The sequence below is a fragment of the Polaribacter sp. 20A6 genome (assembly GCF_011378915.1).
GTDB lineage: Bacteria > Bacteroidota > Bacteroidia > Flavobacteriales > Flavobacteriaceae > Polaribacter > Polaribacter sejongensis.
This window is the reverse complement of the sequence record NZ_WTPZ01000004.1, coordinates 319,008-338,444: the sequence shown is the minus strand read 5'-3', so window position 1 is coordinate 338,444 and position 19,437 is coordinate 319,008. Positions and strand designations below refer to the sequence as shown.

The following is a 19,437-nucleotide window of genomic DNA, read 5'->3' as shown; positions in this document are numbered from 1 at the left end:
GTTATGATTATACAAATAGACGGTACCAATACATTAAATAAAGGAGCAGAGTTAATGTTGGTTGCAATTATTGAGCAAATTGAAGAGAAGTTCCCTGCTGCTAAGGTAATTTATAACTCCAATCATTCAAATGAAAAAGAATTAGATATAAAAACAGAGCTTAGTATAAAAAAAAGATTTTGGCTTAAAAATTCAAGGTTGCCAATAGCTTTGCTTTCTCGGTTAAAAATTCCTTACACTTTTTTTACATCTAAATACCCATTAAAAAATATTGATATTGTCCTAGATGCGTCTGGTTTTCAATTTTCTGATCAATGGAATTATTCAAAAGAAAGGTTATCTATATTAGATAATTATCTTTTAACTTTAAAAAAGTACAATTCTAAAGTAGTACTTTTACCACAAGCTTTAGGACCTTTTGATACTGAAGCTGGTAAGAAATCAGTAGAGATTATCAATCAACATTGTGATATTATTATTGCCAGAGAGCAAATTTCTTATGATTACGTAATTAAGGCAGGAGCTAATAAGGAGAAAGTTTGGAAACATCCAGATTTTACTTTATTAGTTAATGGAATTCTTCCGGAGAAATACAATCATTTAAAAGGAAAGGTGTGTATTGTACCAAATAAAAAAATGGTAACACATACTAGTGCTGGAGATAGTGAATATTTAGAGTTCCTTAAGAAAATCATTATCGAATTTAAAGAATTAGGGAAAGAAGTTTTTATTTTAAATCATGAAGGTGCTGGAGATTTAAAAATATGTAATAAATTAAATTCTTTATTTAATAATTCAGTTGAAGTAGTTACAGGTTTAAATGCGAAAGAAGTAAAGGGAGTTATTGGAGCTTCATTTATAACCGTATCATCAAGATTTCACGGAGTTGCAAGTGCTTTAAGCCAAGGTGTTCCTTGTTTAGCTACAAGTTGGAATCATAAATACAAAATGCTATTTAAAGATTACAACCAACAAGATAAGATAATAAATGTTACTGACGATTGGTTAACAACTAAGGTTAAGATTAATGAAACATTTAATGACCATAAGAAGTTAAATGAAGAGTTAAGTGCTAAAAAAGAAATTTTAGCTAGTGAAATTCAATCTATGTGGAGTAAAATTTGGTCTCATTAACATGAAATATTTACTTTAATTAATTATTATTAGTACTATATTAGATTTTTATGAAAAATAAAATACTTTATGTACATCATGCAGGGTGTCTAGCAGGTGCTCCTAAGAGCCTAAGTTATATTATAAAAGGATTGGATAAGAATAAATATACACCTTATTTGGTTAACATTGAACGAGGGCCAGTAGATGAATTTTTTAACAAATTACCTGTAAAAATTCTTAAGTTAAAGGGAGCTAAACCATTTCATGGTTCTACTGTTGTTGAAAAAAGTTTAAAACTTTTTATAAGAAATTTAATTTTTTTAATACCCACCATTTTTAAAGCAAATCGATTTATAAAAAAAATGGATTTTGATTTAATACATTTAAATTCAACTTGTTTATTTGCTTTTGCAATTGCAGCAAAATGGAATAAGGTAAAAGTTGTTTGTCATGTGAGAGAACCTCTTAGAAAAGGTATTTGGGGAACACCATTACGTTATTTTTGCAATCGTTTTGTAGATGGTTTTATTGCAATATGTGAAAATGACTTAAATTCTTTAAAGATTAAAAAATCGAACCAAGTTAAAAAAGAAGTGATTTATAACTTTGTTGATTTATCTAAAGATATTAAGAATAAAAATATTTTAAGAGAAGAATTAAAACTAAAAAAGGGAGATGTATTGTTTCTCTATTTGGCTAGGTTTTCTAAAAGCAATGGGTGGAAGGAATTAATTAGTACTATTGAAAATAAAATTGATGAAAATGAAAATTTTCATTTTGTTTTTGTTGGTGCAAAAAATGAATATGAATTAAATTTTTCAAAAAATAAAAATATTCATATACTTCCTTTTAGAGAAGATGTTGATGATGTTTTATTTAGTTCGGATGTTTTTATTTGTCCCTTTGTAGAACCTCATTTTGCTAGAGGTATCATCGAAGCTTCTGCACATAGTATATCTGTTTTAGGAACAAACATAGGTGGGGTTAATGAATTAATTATAAATAATTCGACTGGTTTTTTGTACAATTCAGAAGAAGAGTTAATAGAAAAGATACATTTATTAGGTAATAATCCTGATTTAAGAATTCGTTTAGGAAAATCGGGTAAGGAATTTTCAGAAGTTAATTTTGATTTAGATAAAAACCTGAATAAAACTTATAGTTTTTATTCTAAAATTTTAAATTAATATTCTTTTATGACTGTAATTTATAATACATGACAGCCATTAGTCTCTGTAATTACAATTGTCTTAATGAAACACAAAGTATTATTAGCAAGATAAGAGTATTACGGAATAAAAAGTTAATGATTTTGGGTTTGTCATTATTGATGGTGATCCAAATTATGGTAAACAGGAAGTAATTGAAAAAATAAACATAAATCTACTTATTATGTAAGTGTAAAAAGACAAAGGTATTATTATGTTATATATAAAGATGCCCATAAAGCTCTTGGTAAGTAGGGGATTTTATGAATGCTAATGATATTTTTAACTCGCCACAAGTTTTAAGTATTTTTTTAGTGTAAATAATATAACGATAAAGTTTTAGTTTATGGTTATAAATATCAAGAAAAAAAACTTTATATTCTAATAGTTTAAGTTATTTAAAAGAAGTACTAAATGAAAATTATCTATTCATTTTTAATTTTTATAGCCTTAACCATATAAATTAAAATATGAAGTGTTTTTTAAACTATAAAAAGGTGTGTTTTTATAGAAAAATTAAGTAATCAAATTCAAATTGAATTTGATTTTTTTTGAACAAATAAAAATGTTAATTATAAAGCAAGTTGTATTTGTTCATTTAAAAATGAATATACTATACATGAAAGATATTCTAATAAAATAATACTTTATTAATTAATCTAATTTATAATGACTATGTGAGGATTGGGGTCTAGGTAAAATAGAAAACTTTATTGAAAAGTTAGTGTTTTATAGTAAAAGTATAATTCTGTATAATTATTTAAAAATAAATACTATTAAAGAGATGGTAAAAGTAATTATATTTAGAGTAAACTCAAAATATTTTAAGAAATGAATAAATTAATCTTCGACCCAGTAATAACAGGTCATCATTCAGAGTATATAGGGCATTTAGTCGATTATATAGCAACAAACCCTTCCCCTTCAGACGTTAATTATATCTTTGTAATAAACCCTGCTTTTAAAGAAGAATTTTTAGATATTGTTGCTAAAGCAGTTAACAGTTTAAATATAACTTGGGTCTATGTAACACCAGCAGAATTAGAGTTGTGTTCTAAAGGGAATTTAATAAAAAAAAGTTTTAACCAATATAAAGTTTTTAATAAATATGCATTGTTATATAATGTTAAACATGCTGTTATATTATATTTTAACACCTTGCAATTAGCTCTAATACTTAAGAGGCCAAATTACACTGTAAGTGGTATCTTGTTTTTACAATTTCATAGAATGCAAGTAAATAGTTTTAAAGAAAAAGTTAAATATTATAGAAAGTATTACACAACTTATTTATACACATTAAATAAAAATATTACAAGAATACATGTTTTAAATGATAAAAAATCAGCAGATTTTTTAAATGAAAATTTTAATACAGATATTTTTAAAAAATTGCCAGACCCTATACCTCAATTAGTTCCTATAACTAATTTTAACATTTATGAACATTATAATATTTCTAGAGACCAAAAGATTTTTTTACATATTGGAGGTTTGGCAGATAGAAAAGGTACTTTTGATATCATTAAAGCTACAGAAGAAATACCTAGAGAAGTTCAATCTAAAATAGTTGTTTTGTTAGTAGGTAAAGCAAATGGGAATGATGTTGAAGAGAAAATAAAAAGACAAATTATGTTAAGTAAACAAAATACCTTGGCAACAATTATATGGGATAACCAATTTGTACCTAACAGCATGATGAAAAGTTTATTTGATAATTGTAATATTGTTTTAATGCCCTACAAAAACCCCGAGGCATCTAGCGGTATTTTAGGACATGCAATGGCTTCTGATAAAAAAGTGATTACTACTGGACAGGGTTTATTAAAAGAAATGGTGTTAATTAATAATTTAGGTTACTTATTAAGTGAAGTTACCTCCAAAAGTATTGCCTCTAAAATGTGTGAAGTACTTAACGATACTAGTATATATTCAGAAAATACTAAAAAACTCGTAGCAAACCATCATCCTAAAGTTTTTAGTCAATTAATCGTTTAATCATTGAAAAAAATAAAAATTATTTACAAGGATAAAAGTTTTTTTGTTAAACTAGCTAAATATATTTATTTAAATTATATTACTGAATGAGACTAAGTAAAAGACAGGGTAGCGATAAAATAAACAATCTACGGACAAATATTTTTGTTTTTAGTGTTTTTTTTATGGTTTGGTCCGTTAATGGATATTTTATATTAGGAAATAATTTTAAATTGGGATGTTTATTCCTTGGTTTTTTAGGAGTAGTCTTCTCATCATTCTCTTTGAAATTTAATAAAAAATTTATAAAATTCTCGATAAAAAGCACCTTAGTATTGCTGCTTTTTTGGTTGTTTGCTTATTTAAATAATCAATATACATTAGATAAAATAACAATAATTTTTGATGTTATATGTTTGCTTTTATTATTATCTGGATATCTAATAACTCAGTATCCATTATTTTTCACCCAAATAAATAATAATGTTATACTTTTTTTATGTTTTCTATCATTTATTGGAGCCTTTTTTTTTATTCAAAATCAAACCTTAATGAGCTTAGATACTGGAGGAGGTGGCAGAATAGGAGGTGGTGAGGTTGATGATGGTATTAATGCTGTTGGCCTTGCTTATGTTAATGCAAATTTATTTTTTATTTTATTCTTTATTATCAATCAAAAATATGTAAAAAAGGTGGTTAAGTACATCTTGTTTTTAGCTATTTTAGCATGCCTTATTATTGTTGTGTCATCAGGTTCTCGAGGAGCTTTAATTTTTACGGCATTTATTGTTACTCTTAAATATTTTAGTGAAATAAAATCTGTTCTTTCTGTTTTTTCTTTGTTCTCAAAATCAATTTTAATTTTAATAGTGGTGGTTAGTTTTTATTTTTTTGTTTCAGATTATTTTCCTGTTTTGGAGCAAAAAGTTAATGCTACTAGTAAACGATTTGAATCTATGTTTGCAGTAGTACAAACTGGCAGTGGAGATGAATCTGTTCTTGAGCGTGAAAAAATGTATGATAGTTTTTATGATAATTTAGACGATTTTATTATTTTAGGAAAGTCTGAATACAAGCCTTATCCTCATAATATTTTTATGGAAGTTATAACACGTTGGGGAGCTATTCTAGGGATACCTTTTATCTTTTTTTTAATAAAAGGATTATTTGAATCATTTAAAATGTTATTTGATAAGAAAAAAAATCACCCTTTTTATTCATTGTTTATTTACTGTTTATTTTACTGTTTTTTACAATCTTTAAGTAGTTTGTCTTTAGAGATGAATAGAATTTTGTGGTTAAGTTTAGGTGGTATTTATGGAATATTATTAAATAAAAAAAAATAGTTTTAAAAATAACAGGTATTAGATAATTAGAATAAAATTGAAAAAAGAAATATGACTAGATTTAGTATCCATACTTTTTGCCTATAATAGATCATACCAGAAAAAAAAATACTAAAACTTTGTAAGAATACACTTGTACCAGATTCTGAATTGTATATTTTTGTGATACTATCGTTAAAGATATTTATATATAAAATATTAAGAATAATAATAAAAAAAATGTTTATGGATAAAGTATGTATTGTGCTTAACTATGCACCTCATTATAGAACCAGTATTTTTAAAGAAATAGATAAAGAATTAACTTGTGATTTTGTTTTTGGTGATAATGTAGCTGGAAATATTAAAAAAATGGATTATTCTCTATTGACTAATTTTAAAGAAGAAGTTCAGAATAAATATTTCATTAAAAAACCTTTGTATTATCAAAAAGGAGTATTAAAACTATTAAAAGAAAATTATTCATCCTTTTTATTATCAGGAGAATTGTATAACTTAACGACATGGTTGCTCTTACTTTTAGCTCCATTTTATGGTAAAAAAGTTTATTTATGGAGTCACGGGTTTTATGGAAGTGAGGGGTGGTTGAAAAATACAATTAAAAATTTTTTTTTTAATAGAGCTAGTATTATTTTTTTGTACGGAAATTATGCTAAATCTATTATGGTTAATAATAAAATTTGTGAAAATAAATTAGAAGTGATTTATAACTCACTGAATTATAAAGAACAACTTTTGTTAAGAAATGAAAATAAGACAACAGATACATATACGAAATATTTTAATAATACTCATAAGAATTTAGTCTTTGTAGGGCGTTTAACCTCAGTTAAACGTTTAGACCTATTACTTAAAGCAATGGTTAAGTTAAGGGAGGAAAATTTCGAAATAAATTTAACTATCATAGGAGATGGGATTGAAAAAGAAAATATATATAAAATTATAAAGGATGAGTCCTTATCAGATAATATTTGGATGTATGGTGCTTGTTATGATGAGAAAATACTATCCGATTTAATATATAACGCAGATTTATGTGTGTCTCCAGGTAATGTCGGTTTAACCGCAATACACTCTTTGATGTTTGGAACACCGGTAATTACTCATGACGATTTTACTTTTCAAATGCCTGAATTTGAAGCTGTCATTAAAGGAGAAACAGGTGATTTTTTTAAACATAATAATATTTATTCTTTATCTAAAACGATTAAAAATTGGATTTTAACTAAAACTGATAGAGAAAAAAATAGAGAATATTGTTTTAAGATTGTAGATGAAAAATATAATCCATTAAGTCAAATAAAAATTTTAAAAAAAAGAATTAAAGATGTTTAAAAGAGTATATTCTAGATTAAATATAATTAGGTTTGTACCACATGCTTTGTTTTATTTTATGAAAAAAAATGAAATTTCATTAGACATTAAAAGATGTAAAGAACATCATGATATAGACGTTAATGGTCTTAGTGGTTTATTATATTTATTGACATTTGACAAATCTTTTAGAGCTGTTTTTTATTTTAGAATTGGTTTATGGTCTAACTTAATAAGCTTTTTAGCACCTTCTTTTGATTCTTTAATGATAAATTCACATTCTAAGATAGGTCATTCTGCATTATTTGTACATGCTTTTTCAACTATTATTAATCATAATGGAATTGGTGATAATTTCAGAATAACTCATGGATGCACTATAGGTAATTCTAAAGGAGGGAGACCAATAATTAAAAATAATGTAACAATACATACAGGGGCAATTATATTTGGAGATATTGTTATAGGTAATAATGTTATAATTGGTGCAGGTAGTGTTATAAATAAATCAGTACCTGATAATTGTGTTGTCATTGGGAATCCAGCATATATAATTAAGAAGGGAGATAATAAAACTTGTGAAAAACTATAGTAAATTATAGATGAGTTTTATATACCAAGTAGTTAGTTGAAGGTGATTAAAAATTTAATTTAAATATATTTATGCAAATACATGCAACCAATATAAATGGTTTAGGGGCATCACAGGTTGTGATTTCTTTTTTAGATGCTTTTGAAAAAAGTATAAATTCTAATAAAACAATAATACATTTACCTAACAGTGGTATTTTAGCAGATTATGAACCTAAAAAGGGAACTATAAAAAGATTTCATAGAAAATTGCCAAATGCTTTATCTAGGCTTTTTGAATGTTTCTTTTCAAGATTGTTTTTTGCTAACATTCCTACTATAGTTTTAGGAGATATTCCATTAAGGGGTATAAAAAATCAAATAGTTTTAGTACATCAGCCAAATTTAATATATCCTAAAATTAATTCCTTTTCTAGCACTAGTATTACTTTTAGAGTAAATAGGTTTTTGTTTAAAATTAATCATAAATATGCAAAAAAAATAATTGTACAAACCGGAGCGATGGCAAAAGATATGATTGCTTCATATCCTAGTATTAAAGATAAAATTATTATATCACCTCAACCAGTTCCTAATTGGTTGTCTCAAGATAAAATTGTAAAAATTAAGAATAATGATAAAATAGTCCTATTTTATCCTGCTGCTTTTTACCTACATAAGAAGCACAATTTTTTATTGAAAATAAATAATTATATTAAAGAGAATAATATAGATGTTTCTAGTTTTGAAATTTTGTTAACATTAACAAAAGAAGAATTTGCTCCACTAAAAGGTGTTAAGTTTTTAAAAAATTTAGGAAGATTAAATGCAGAAGAGATGAATAATTATTATAGAAAAGTTGATGCATTGTTGTTTTTGTCTTCAATGGAAAGTTATGGCCTACCTTTGGTTGAGGCTTTAACCATAAACTTACCTATTGTAACAGTAAAGTTTGACTACGCTACTTGGTTATGTGAAGATTTAGCTTATTATTTTAAGCCTTATGAAGAAAAATCTTTTTTGTCTGCTATAGGTAACTTAAGGAATGATTTAAAAAATAATAAATTAATCAACTACGATAAAGCATTAAAAAAGTTTCCAGTATCATGGAAAGAAGTAGTTTCTGTTTATGAACATGCTTTAAATAATTAAATAACAATGAAAATTTCAATTATAACAGTTTCTTACAATAGTGAAGCGACTATAGAAACAACATTTCAATCAGTAGCAAACCAAACGTTTAATAATATAGAATATATTGTTGTTGATGGAGGTTCTACAGATGGAACTTTAGATTTAATTAAGAAGTACAGTAAACATATTACTAAATGGATTTCTGAACCAGATAACGGCTTGTATGACGCGATGAATAAAGGAATTGCTATGTCTACAGGTGATGTTATAGGCCTAATTAATTCCGATGATCTTTTTTGTGATAACAATGCCTTGGAGAAAGTAGGTAATGTCTTTAGCAAACAACCCAATTTAGATTCAGTTTATGCCGACCTGTATTATGTTTCACAACAAAATACAGATAAAATTGTTAGACATTGGGTTACAGGAAGCCAGAAAAAATTTAGAAATGGTTGGCACCCTGCACATCCAACATTTTATATTAAAAAAGAAGTGTATAATAAATATGGGAATTTTGATTTAACTTATAAATTAGCTGCAGATTTTGAAATAATGCTTCGCTTTTTAGAAAAATTTAATATTTCTACTACTTATTTAAAGGAACCTTTGGTGAAAATGAGATTGGGAGGTGAAACGAATAAAAGTTTAAACAATATTCTTAAACAAAATGCAGAATGTATTAGAGCTTTTAAGAAAAATGATGTTTCTGTTAGTTCTTTTTTATACCCTATTTTAAGAATTTTACCCAAATTAGTACAATTTGTGAATAAAAAGTAAATAAAGTTATGAGGCTACTAATTACAGGTTCAAATGGTTTTTTGGGAAGAAGTTTTGTAAAAGCTTATAAAAATAAATATGACTTAGTTACTTTAAGTCGTAAAAATGCAGATATATGTGTAGATTTAACTAAGGACGATGTATTAGAAGAATTAGTAACTGATATTGTTATCCATGCTGCAGGTAAAGCTCATTCTGTACCAAAAACAATAGAGGAAGAAAAAGAATTTTATGATGTAAACCTTGAAGGAACAAAAAGACTAATTAATTCCTTAAAAGGCGTTAAGTCTTTTGTTTTTATTAGTTCCGTTGCTGTTTATGGTTTAGAAAAAGGAATAGGTATTGATGAGTCTAGCCCTTTAAGTGGTAATACTCCTTATGCAAAGAGTAAGATTCTTGCAGAAGAAATGTTAATTGATTGGAGTAAAAAAAAGAATGTAAATTTATTGATATTAAGACTACCACTTTTAGCCTCTAAAAACCCTCCAGGAAACTTAGGAGACATGATTTTAGCTATAAAAAATAAAAAATATTTTTCTATAAATTCGGGCAAAGCAAGAAGAAGTGTTGTGTTAGTTGACGATATTGTTGATTGGTTACCAAATCATTTTACAAGTAATGGAATATATAATTTAACAGATGGAGATAACCCTTCCTTTTATGATTTAGAAGTACTAATATCTAAACAATTAGTAGTAAGAAGACCTTTTTCTATTCCTTTGTTAGTTGCTAAAATTATCGGATTTTTTGGTGATATTTTGAGATTGTCCATTATTAATAGCAATAGAATCAATAAAATGACTCAAGACTTAACTTTTTCAAGTGAAAAAGCAAAGGATTTATTATCATGGAAGCCAAATTTGGTTAAAAATAATTTTAGAATTTAATAAAGATGGAGAAGAATTTAATCGTTTTATGTATATTAATTGCAGCATCTTTTGTGTATTTAAAGTTGGCTAATAAATTTAATATTGTAGACAAACCCAATGAAAGAAGTTCGCATACGAAAGTAACAATAAGAGGAGGGGGAATTATTTTTCCGATTGCAATTTTATTATTCTTCTTTTTGAATGATTTTCAATATCCCTTTTTTGTTTTAGGGTTGTTTTTAATTTCTTTTGTTAGTTTTTTAGATGATATCTACACTTTAAGTTCAAGAGTTCGGTTTCCTTTTCAAATAATTGCGATATCCTTAATCTTATTTCAAGCAGCGTTTCCTGTTTTTCCATTGTATTATTCAGTTCTTTGTTTAGTGTTGGGGGTTGCGGTAATTAATATGTTCAACTTTATGGACGGTATTAATGGCATTACAGGTATGTATAGTTTGGCTGTATTATCTGGTATGTATTTTATAAATTTAAATGAAGCGATTGTTCATACAGATTTAATTGTGTATTCGGGCTTGTCTCTTCTTGTTTTTGGGTTTTATAATTTCAGAAAAAAAGCGCTTTTTTTTGCAGGAGATATAGGAAGTATTGCTATAGGAATGTTGCTCTTTTTTATCGGGTTTTTATTTGTTTTAGAATTGCATTCTCCAATATTATTATTGTTAATTTTAGTTTATGGTGTAGATACCGCACTTACAATGCTGTATAGAATTATATATACAAAGGAAAGTATTTTAGACCCTCATAGGCACCATGTGTATCAAAAATTGGTTGATGTATCTAAAATATCACATTTAAAAGTTTCTCTGGGGTATGGAGTACTCCAGTTAGTTGTTAATTTTATCATCCTTAAAACCTATAAATTAGATATGACAACTCAATTAATAGTGTTTTTTGGTGTGATTATACTTTTTATCTTACTTTATATTTTCCTTTTTAGATTGCTAGCTAAAAAAGCAAAAATTAACAATGCAACATAAAATTCCTTTATCTGAGTCTCTTATAGATATTGATTTAAAAGCTTCTTTTTCATCAATAGATATTGATGTTGTTGCAAAGTTTGAACAATCATTAGAGTCGTTCTATGAGGATCAGAAAAGTGTTTTAGCAGTAAATTCGGGAACTTCTGCCATTCATTTGGCATTAATTTTAAGTGGTGTAGAAAAAGGAGATGAGGTTTTATGTCAATCATTAACTTATGTTGCTACAATAAACCCAATTATCTACCAAAATGCAACCCCTATTTTTATCGATAGTGAGCAAGATACTTGGAACATGTGTCCTATTCAATTAGAATGCGCTATAAAAGATAGAATCTTAAAAGGGAAAAAACCAAAGGCAATTATTTTTGTCCATTTGTATGGTATGCCAGCAAAAATTGATGAAATAGTTGGAATTTCTCGTAAATACAATATTCCATTAATTGAAGATGCAGCAGAAGCTTTAGGAGCAGATTACAAAGGGAAGAAATGTGGTGCTTTTGGAGATTTTGGAATTCTCTCTTTTAACAATAATAAGATTGTTTCTACTTTAGGAGGCGGAGCATTAATCTGCAATACAGAAATAGAAAAAGAAAAAGCCTTTTTTCACGCTACACAAGCTAAGGAAAATGAAAGGCATTATGAACACAAAGTAATAGGGTATAACTACAGAATGAACTCTTTAGGTGCCCTTATCGGAATTACCCAACTTAAAAAGTTGGATGCATATCTTAAAAAGAGACATGAAATTAATGATTTTTATAAAGAATCTTTTAAGAACTTTTCAGGAGTATTTTTCATAAAAGAGCCCTCAGCATCTATTGTGTCAAATCATTGGCTGAGTTGTATTCTTTTAGAAGTTGAAGAGGTTACTATTACAAAGCATAAGCTGTTGGATGTACTTAAGAAAAACAATATTGAAATTCGCTTTTTATGGAAGCCGATGCATTTACAGCCTGTTTTTAAAGAGTATCCATTCTATGGTGGTGAAATTGCAGAAAATTTATTTCAAAAAGGAATTTGTCTTCCATCTGGATCTACCCTCAAAAAAAATGATTTAATCAAAATTTCAGAATCCATTAAGAAATTTTTGTAGATTTGTAAAAAAAAAACTAGAAAACTAAAAAATGATAAGAACCTTTTTTCTTCGAACCTTAAATAAATATGCATCTAAATGGCTAGTTTTATTGATAGACTTATCCTTAGTTTTTACCTCTTTTTTTATTGCCTATTTTATACGATTTAATGTAAGCTTTAATTTTAACTTTTCTAATTTATTAAATCAAATACCTTATGTTTTAGTTTTTGCGCTGATAAGTTTTTTAACAGTAGGTTCCTATAAAGGAATTATTAGACATACGGGAGTTAGAGATGCTTTTAATGTGTTTATTGCGAGTTCATTAGTCTGTTTGTTATTACTTTTGGCCGTAACTTTTAATGTTTTTTTTAAAGTAATCGATTCTTTTTACATTCCAAAATCCATTATTATTATCCATTATTTAGTAACGACTTTAGTCCTTATTTTAAGTAGATTTATTTTTAAAGCTTTTTTTGAAGTCTTATCCACAGAATTAGATACAATTCATAATGTTTTGATTTATGGAGCAGGAGATTCTGGTATTATTGCTTTTAGTGCCTTAAACAGGGATAAAAAAAACAATTATGATGTTATTGGGTTTATAGATGATAATAAAAATAAAATTGGAAAGAAAATAGATAGAGTTAAGATTCACAACCCTAAACATATTACAAAACAGTTTATAGAAAAACATGCTGTAGATGAAGTAATTATTTCTATCCAAAATATTAAACCCAATAGATTATTGGCGATCACAGATAAATTTATTGATTTGGATATTGCCGTTAAAATAGTACCACCATTATCTAAATGGATAGATGGAGATTTAAATGCAAACCAGATTAGACAAATTAAGATTGAAGATTTATTAGATAGAGCTCCAATTATTATAGACAATCCTATTGTACAAAGAGAAGTAAATGATAAAGTGATTTTAGTTTCTGGTGCTGCAGGATCCATAGGAAGTGAAATATCTAGGCAATTAAGTTTATATAATTGTAAAATGATTATTTTAATAGACCAGGCAGAATCTCCTTTGTATGATTTACAACAAGAATTAATTCAAAAAGGAATTACAAACTTTGTAGCAATAGTATCTGATGTAAGAGATCGATTTAAAGTAGAACGTATCTTTAAAAAATACAAACCGCAAAGAGTGTTTCATGCGGCAGCATATAAACATGTGCCTTTAATGGAAAAATCGCCTTATGAAGCAATTAAAGTAAATGTTTTAGGGACTAAAAATTTAGCAGATTTGTCTGTTGAATATAAAATTGAAAGATTTGTAATGGTTTCTACAGACAAAGCTGTAAACCCAACAAATGTAATGGGCGCATCTAAAAGAATTGCAGAACTATATATTAGTTGTGTCAGTAAGAAATCTAAAAAAACAAAATTTACCATTACAAGATTTGGTAATGTGTTAGGCTCTAATGGATCTGTAATTCCATTATTTAAAAGGCAAATAGAAAATGGCGGACCTTTAACGGTAACTCATAAGAAAATTACTAGGTATTTTATGACCATTCCAGAAGCATGTAGTTTGGTTCTAGAAGCAGGTACGATGGGTAAAGGAGGAGAAATTTATATTTTTGATATGGGGAAATCGGTTAAGATTTTTGAAATAGCAAAAAGAATGATTTATCTATCGGGTTTACGATATCCAGAAGATATTGATATAAAAATTACAGGTTTAAGACCAGGAGAAAAATTATATGAAGAGTTATTAGCAGATGGTGAGAATACTACAAAGACCTATCATGATAAAATAATGATTGCTAAGACTCAAAAAATTGATAATTCTATCGTTAAAATTAAAATTGATGATTTATCTCTTAATTTTGACAAACTAAACAATAGTGAATTGGTGGCATTAATGAAAACGTTAGTTCCTGAATATGTTTCTAATAATTCGGAATTTGAGATATTGGATGTGAAACTTAAAGAAGTCAATATTAAATAGTATTTTCGCAAAAAAAAAAAATGAATAGAATTACAACGATTCTCTTTTTATCCGTATTTGTAATGTCCTCCTGTGTTTCAAACAAAGATATTGCATATTTTCAATTTGATGAAATAGAACAAGCTAATGTGAGTAATAAGTTTGAAACAATTTTTAAGCCAGACGATTTGTTACAAATCACCATTTCATCGGATAACATTGAAGCGACCTTACCTTTTAATCTACCGGCAGTAACTTTTGGTACTACAGGTTCAGCAACAGGAACACCTAAGCAACAGACCTATTTAATTGATAGCCGAGGTGAGATAGATTTTCCTATTTTGGGGAAGTTAAAGTTAGGAGGGGTTTCAAGAGAGGAGGCTTTAGAGCTATTTAAACAAAAATTATCTCCCGACTACGTTGCGAATCCAACGATTAACATAAGTATAGCAAATTTTAAAGTTACGGTGTATGGAGATGTGAAAAATCCTGGTACTTTTACGATACCTAATGAAAGAGTGAGTATTTTAGACGCTATAGGTTTGGCTGGAGATTTAAATATTTCAGGAAAAAGAGATAATGTATTGGTAATAAGAGAGGAAGATGGTAAGAAAGTAAAATATATTGTGAATTTATTATCTAATAAAACTTTAACCTCTCCCGTTTTTTATTTGCAACAAAATGATGTAGTCTATGTAGAGCATAATTATGCAAGAATTCAATCTGCTTCTTCTAATTCCAATACTAGTTTATTTATATCAGTCACAGGACTTATTATTACTATTGTTTCTCTTTTAACAAGATAAAAAAATGCAAGAACATCAAGAAAATACTGTTTTAAGTGGTAATGAAAAACCTGATACTTTAAATATTAGAGAGGAGCTAGATAAATATTTGTTTCACTGGAAATGGTTTGTTTTAGGTGGGGTGGTTGCATTATTTGTCGCTTTAATCTTTTTAAGGTACAGTACAGCTCAATATACTGCATCTACCTCTATACTGATAAAAGACAATCAAAAGTCTGGTATTTCAAAAGAATTAGAAGCTTTTAAAGACATGGGAATTGTTGGAAGCGGGTCTTCTAATAATACAGATAATGAGATAGAAATTTTAAAGTCGCGTAAAATTATTGGAGCAGTAGTTGACTCCCTAGACTTAACAACACTTTATTTTCAAGAAGGTAGAGTAAAAAGAACAGAAGTTTATAGTCAAAACCCTATTAGAATAGCTTTTGAGCCTAATAAAGAATATTTAATAAATGTAGAGAGAGACACCTCTTTCACTATTAATATCATTTCAGAAAATAAATTAGAATTGAGTAATGTTGAGGATAATTTAGTTTCAGAGCATTCTTTTAATGAAACCATTACTGCTGGTGTTAGTTCTTTCAAAGTTCTAAAAACTGAAAATTTTGAATTTAAAAATAAAAATAAAATTTATGTTAGAATCTTAAAAAGAAGTAAAGTAATTGATGGATATAAATCTGCTGTAAATATTAATACAGTAAATAAAAATTCAAGTGTTTTAACCTTGTCATTAACACATCCTTTAAAAGAAAAAGCAGAAGATTTTTTAAATGAATTAGTTACGCAATACAATAGAGATGCTATAAAAGATAAAAGTGAAGTTTCTCAAAAAACGAAAGCCTTTATTGATGATCGATTGTCTGCTATCGGGAAAGATTTGAATGCAATTCAAGACCGGGTAAAGGACTTTAAAACAGATAATAAGATTACAGGTCTTTCTATGGAAGGACAATTAGCTTTGGAAACAGCTTCTTTAAATAATGAAAAGTTAATTAATATAAAAACACAATTAAATATTGCAGAAGGTGTTTTAAAAAATATAAAAAATCAGTCTAATACTGACGAGACTTTACCACAAAATTTAGGCTTTTCGGAAGGATCTATTTCAGAATCTATCAAAGCATACAATGAATTAGTTGTTTATAAAAATCGTTTAAGTGTAAATGCGGGGGATAAAAATCCTCAAATAATACAATACCAGAAAGAAATTAATTCGTTGAAATTGAATTTAAGGAATAGTATTTCAAATTTAATTGCTTCGCTACAAACACAGTATGCTCAAATTAATACCGAAGCGAATAAAATAAACTCGAAAGTATCTGCAATTCCTGTTTTAGAAAGAGGCTATATCGACATTGAAAGAGAACAAGAAATTATATCTGGTTTATATTCTTATTTATTAAAGAAAAAAGAAGAAACTGCCATTTCTCTGGCGGTTACGGTACCAAATGCAAAAATTATTGATGTTGCCTATAGTAATGGGATTCCGGTTTCACCAAAAAGAAAAATTATTTTTTTAGCGGCATTATTATTAGGTGTTTTAATACCTTTTGTAATTATCTATTTGAAAAATATTTTAGATACTAAGATTCATACTCGAAAAGATATTGAGGAGTTAACTACAGTGCCTTTTTTAGGAGATGTACCGCATTCTGATACCAATGAGAAAATTGTGATTGGCAATGATGCTAGAACAAGTACCGCAGAGGCCTTTAGGTTGATACGAACTAATTTAGATTTTATGTTGCCTAATAAACAAGGTAATGAAGGCAAAACAATTTTTATCACTTCTACGACCAGTGGTGAAGGAAAATCGTTTATTTCTATTAACCTTGCAGCGGCACTTTCACTTTCTAATAAAAAAGTATTATTAATAGGTATGGACCTTAGAGCTCCTAAGGTTACTGAATATTTGGGGATACCAGAACGAAAAGGAATTACCAATTTTATTACAAACGAAAAAATTTCTTTAGATGATATTAAATTTTCTATTCCAGAAATTAAAGGATTAGATATTATTGCATCTGGTGTTATTCCGCCAAACCCTGCTGAATTGTTATTGCATTCTAAGGTGAAAGAATTATTTGAAGAGGTTAAAAAGGACTATGATTATATTATTGTAGATACTGCTCCAGTAAACTTAGTAACGGATACCTTATTGGTTTCTAAATATGCAGATATGTTTCTATATGTTTCTAGAGCTAATTATTTAGACAAACGTATGTTAAATGTTGCGCAGACTTTATACAATGAAAAGAAATTACCAAACATGGCAATTGTTTTAAATGATACAGACATGACAAGAGGTTATGGTTATGGTTACGGTTACGGATATGGAAACGCTTATGTAGAAACCGTTAAAAAACCATGGTATAAAAGAATATTAAGTTAATAAAGCTATCTAGGAAAGCTTTAAACTTGTCATACTGAACTTGTTTCAGTATCTAAGTCACCAAGACTTAATGCGCTCGTAAGAAGCTAAATACAGATTCACATAAAAAAGCATCCATTTGGATGCTTTTTTATTATATGAATTTTTTATTATTATCTAAGAGATGCTTAATTTTTTCTAAATTCTTTTTAGTGCCTATTTTTTTTAGAAGTTCTAAATGATTGTTATGATGTGTGTCTGTACCAACAAAATCATATAAATTTTCTTTTAAGATTTTTTCAGAAACTTTTTGCACTCCTTTTCCATATTGCTCGGTAAGGGATAATAAATTTAACTGAAACAAACAGCCTGCTTTCTTTAATTTATAATAATGGTTAAAGTCATTATGAAGAAAACTATAGCGCTCTGGATGTGCTAAAACGGGCTTATAACCTTTAACTTGTATTTCAAAGAGAATTTCATAAAGATTAATTGGCGCACTGAAATAAGACATTTCTACCAAAACATAATTGTCTTTTATTGTAAGGATGTCATTTTTTTCTAATAATTCAGAAAACTGCTCATCCATCATGTATTCTGCAGCTGCATTTATAGAAATATCTGTAATATTTTTTCTTTGTAGTGCTGCTTGTACTTCCCTAAGTTTGTCTTTTATGGTATCCGAAGAGTTTTGATAAAGATCTCCCAACACGTGAGGTGTCGTGATGATATTTTTAATACCATAAGAACGCATCTTAGTGATTAATGCTATAGAGGTTTCTATATTTTTTGCTCCATCATCTATTCCTGGTAGTAAATGTGAATGAATATCTACAAAACCATCTGGAAAAAAATTGATTAAAGGAATTTCTTTCTTTTTAAAAAAGATCATATCATTATTTTAGAACAAATTTACAATAATTTAACGTGTTTCATAAATGTTATACTCAATCAAAATAAAATATTTAATACGAAAACGATTGAATATTGATTTCCTATTGTATATCAATTTTAGTTGTAATATCTTTGAGTAAAACAATATAATTATGATTTTAATTGCAGATGGAGGTTCTACAAAAGCAGACTGGATTGCTATAAATAAAAATAAGGAAGAGGCTTTTAGAACAAGGACACTTGGTTTAAATCCTGCTATAGTTCCAGCAGAAGAACTTTATAACAGAATCATTAACATGTTTCAATTAATTAATGTTAAAGACGATGTAGAAGAGATTCATTTTTATGGAGCTGGGTGTGGTACTCCAAAACCTATTCAGATTTTAAAAACTATTTTAGAATCTATTTTTGTGAATGCAAAAATAGTTATTTCAGAAGATATGTTAGCGGCTGTTTACGCAGCAACAGGTAATGATCCTGCTTTAGTTTGTATTTTAGGTACGGGATCTAATAGTTGTTATTATGATGGTAAAAACATGGAGATGTTAGTACCTTCTTTAGGATATATTTTAATGGATGAAGCAAGTGGTAATTACTTTGGTAAAAAATTGATTATCGATTATTTCTATAACAATATGCCTGTAGAAATTGCTGAGAAATTTAAAGAAGAGTTTGATCTTGATCCAGACTATATTAAGAAAAATTTATATAGAGAACCAAACCCGAATATGTATTTAGCTTCTTTTGCGAAATTTATGTTCGACTTTAAAGAAGAAAAATATATTAAGGAAATTATTACAGCAGGTTTTCAAGAGTTTTTTAAATATAGAATTTTACCATACAATAAAACAGCAGAAACACCAATTTACTTTATTGGTTCTATAGCACATTACTTTAGAGATATTTTAGAAGAAATGGCAGGGAAAAACAATCTGGTTATTACAGATGTGATTCAAAGACCTATTGATAACTTATTAGAGTATCATATAAATAATATCAACTAATAATAGTGTCCGTTAAAAATATTTTTATCTAGA

16 protein-coding genes are annotated in these 19,437 nt (G+C 27.4%); 15 read left to right on the top strand and 1 reads right to left on the bottom strand.

The features are described from left to right. Positions 1 to 3 precede the first annotated feature (3 nt). The 14 genes from GQS57_RS11505 (at position 4) to GQS57_RS11440 (ending at position 17,527) form a co-directional block, all read left to right on the top strand. Positions 4 to 1,134 carry a polysaccharide pyruvyl transferase family protein gene (locus GQS57_RS11505; RefSeq protein WP_165732997.1) on the top strand — a complete coding sequence of 377 codons (1,131 nt, stop codon included), beginning with the start codon at positions 4 to 6 and terminating at the stop codon, positions 1,132 to 1,134. A 50-nt stretch (positions 1,135 to 1,184) separates the two neighbouring features. Continuing rightward, entirely contained in the window at positions 1,185 to 2,303 is a 1,119-nt protein-coding gene (locus GQS57_RS11500) for a glycosyltransferase family 4 protein (RefSeq protein WP_165732996.1), read from the top strand. A gap of 852 nt (positions 2,304 to 3,155) precedes the next feature. After that, positions 3,156 to 4,322 carry a glycosyltransferase gene (locus tag GQS57_RS11495; protein ID WP_165732995.1) on the top strand — a complete coding sequence of 389 codons (1,167 nt, stop codon included), beginning with the start codon at positions 3,156 to 3,158 and terminating at the stop codon, positions 4,320 to 4,322. 530 nt (positions 4,323 to 4,852) lie between these two features. Beyond that, the gene (locus GQS57_RS11490; RefSeq protein WP_165732994.1) at positions 4,853 to 5,647 is read left to right on the top strand and encodes an O-antigen ligase; all 795 of its coding nucleotides are present in this window, start codon (positions 4,853 to 4,855) and stop codon (positions 5,645 to 5,647) included. A gap of 225 nt (positions 5,648 to 5,872) precedes the next feature. Further along, the gene (locus tag GQS57_RS11485) at positions 5,873 to 6,982 is read left to right on the top strand and encodes a glycosyltransferase (RefSeq protein WP_165732993.1); all 1,110 of its coding nucleotides are present in this window, start codon (positions 5,873 to 5,875) and stop codon (positions 6,980 to 6,982) included. Continuing rightward, the gene (locus GQS57_RS18865; RefSeq protein ID WP_205860258.1) at positions 6,975 to 7,553 is read left to right on the top strand and encodes a serine O-acetyltransferase; all 579 of its coding nucleotides are present in this window, start codon (positions 6,975 to 6,977) and stop codon (positions 7,551 to 7,553) included. The genes GQS57_RS11485 and GQS57_RS18865 overlap by 8 nt, the downstream gene beginning before the upstream one ends. A gap of 71 nt (positions 7,554 to 7,624) precedes the next feature. After that, positions 7,625 to 8,683: a glycosyltransferase gene (locus GQS57_RS11475; protein WP_165732992.1), complete on the top strand. Its 1,059-nt coding sequence runs from the start codon at positions 7,625 to 7,627 to the stop codon at positions 8,681 to 8,683. Positions 8,684 to 8,689: 6 nt separating this feature from the next. Then, positions 8,690 to 9,442 carry a glycosyltransferase family 2 protein gene (locus GQS57_RS11470; protein WP_165732991.1) on the top strand — a complete coding sequence of 251 codons (753 nt, stop codon included), beginning with the start codon at positions 8,690 to 8,692 and terminating at the stop codon, positions 9,440 to 9,442. 8 nt (positions 9,443 to 9,450) lie between these two features. Then, on the top strand, positions 9,451 to 10,329 hold the full coding sequence (locus GQS57_RS11465) for an NAD(P)-dependent oxidoreductase (protein WP_165732990.1): 879 nt from the start codon (positions 9,451 to 9,453) through the stop codon (positions 10,327 to 10,329). Positions 10,330 to 10,334: 5 nt separating this feature from the next. After that, positions 10,335 to 11,309 carry a glycosyltransferase family 4 protein gene (locus GQS57_RS11460; RefSeq protein ID WP_165732989.1) on the top strand — a complete coding sequence of 325 codons (975 nt, stop codon included), beginning with the start codon at positions 10,335 to 10,337 and terminating at the stop codon, positions 11,307 to 11,309. Next, a complete protein-coding gene (locus GQS57_RS11455; protein WP_165732988.1) occupies positions 11,299 to 12,405 on the top strand; it encodes an aminotransferase class I/II-fold pyridoxal phosphate-dependent enzyme in 1,107 nt (368 codons plus the stop codon). Before GQS57_RS11460 ends, GQS57_RS11455 begins: the two co-directional genes overlap by 11 nt. A gap of 31 nt (positions 12,406 to 12,436) precedes the next feature. Continuing rightward, positions 12,437 to 14,350 carry a nucleoside-diphosphate sugar epimerase/dehydratase gene (locus GQS57_RS11450; protein WP_165732987.1) on the top strand — a complete coding sequence of 638 codons (1,914 nt, stop codon included), beginning with the start codon at positions 12,437 to 12,439 and terminating at the stop codon, positions 14,348 to 14,350. Positions 14,351 to 14,370: 20 nt separating this feature from the next. After that, positions 14,371 to 15,135, top strand: a complete 765-nt coding sequence (locus tag GQS57_RS11445) for a polysaccharide biosynthesis/export family protein (protein WP_165732986.1) — start codon at positions 14,371 to 14,373, stop codon at positions 15,133 to 15,135. A gap of 4 nt (positions 15,136 to 15,139) precedes the next feature. Beyond that, positions 15,140 to 17,527: a polysaccharide biosynthesis tyrosine autokinase gene (locus tag GQS57_RS11440; protein WP_165732985.1), complete on the top strand. Its 2,388-nt coding sequence runs from the start codon at positions 15,140 to 15,142 to the stop codon at positions 17,525 to 17,527. A 133-nt stretch (positions 17,528 to 17,660) separates the two neighbouring features. Here GQS57_RS11440 and GQS57_RS11435 read toward each other — a convergent pair whose 3' ends face one another. After that, the gene (locus GQS57_RS11435; protein WP_165732984.1) at positions 17,661 to 18,398 is read right to left on the bottom strand and encodes a tyrosine-protein phosphatase; all 738 of its coding nucleotides are present in this window, start codon (positions 18,396 to 18,398) and stop codon (positions 17,661 to 17,663) included. Positions 18,399 to 18,552: 154 nt separating this feature from the next. Here GQS57_RS11435 and GQS57_RS11430 point away from each other — a divergent pair, with 154 nt between their 5' ends. Continuing rightward, a complete protein-coding gene (locus GQS57_RS11430; protein WP_165732983.1) occupies positions 18,553 to 19,404 on the top strand; it encodes an N-acetylglucosamine kinase in 852 nt (283 codons plus the stop codon). The last annotated feature ends 33 nt before the right edge of the window (positions 19,405 to 19,437 follow it).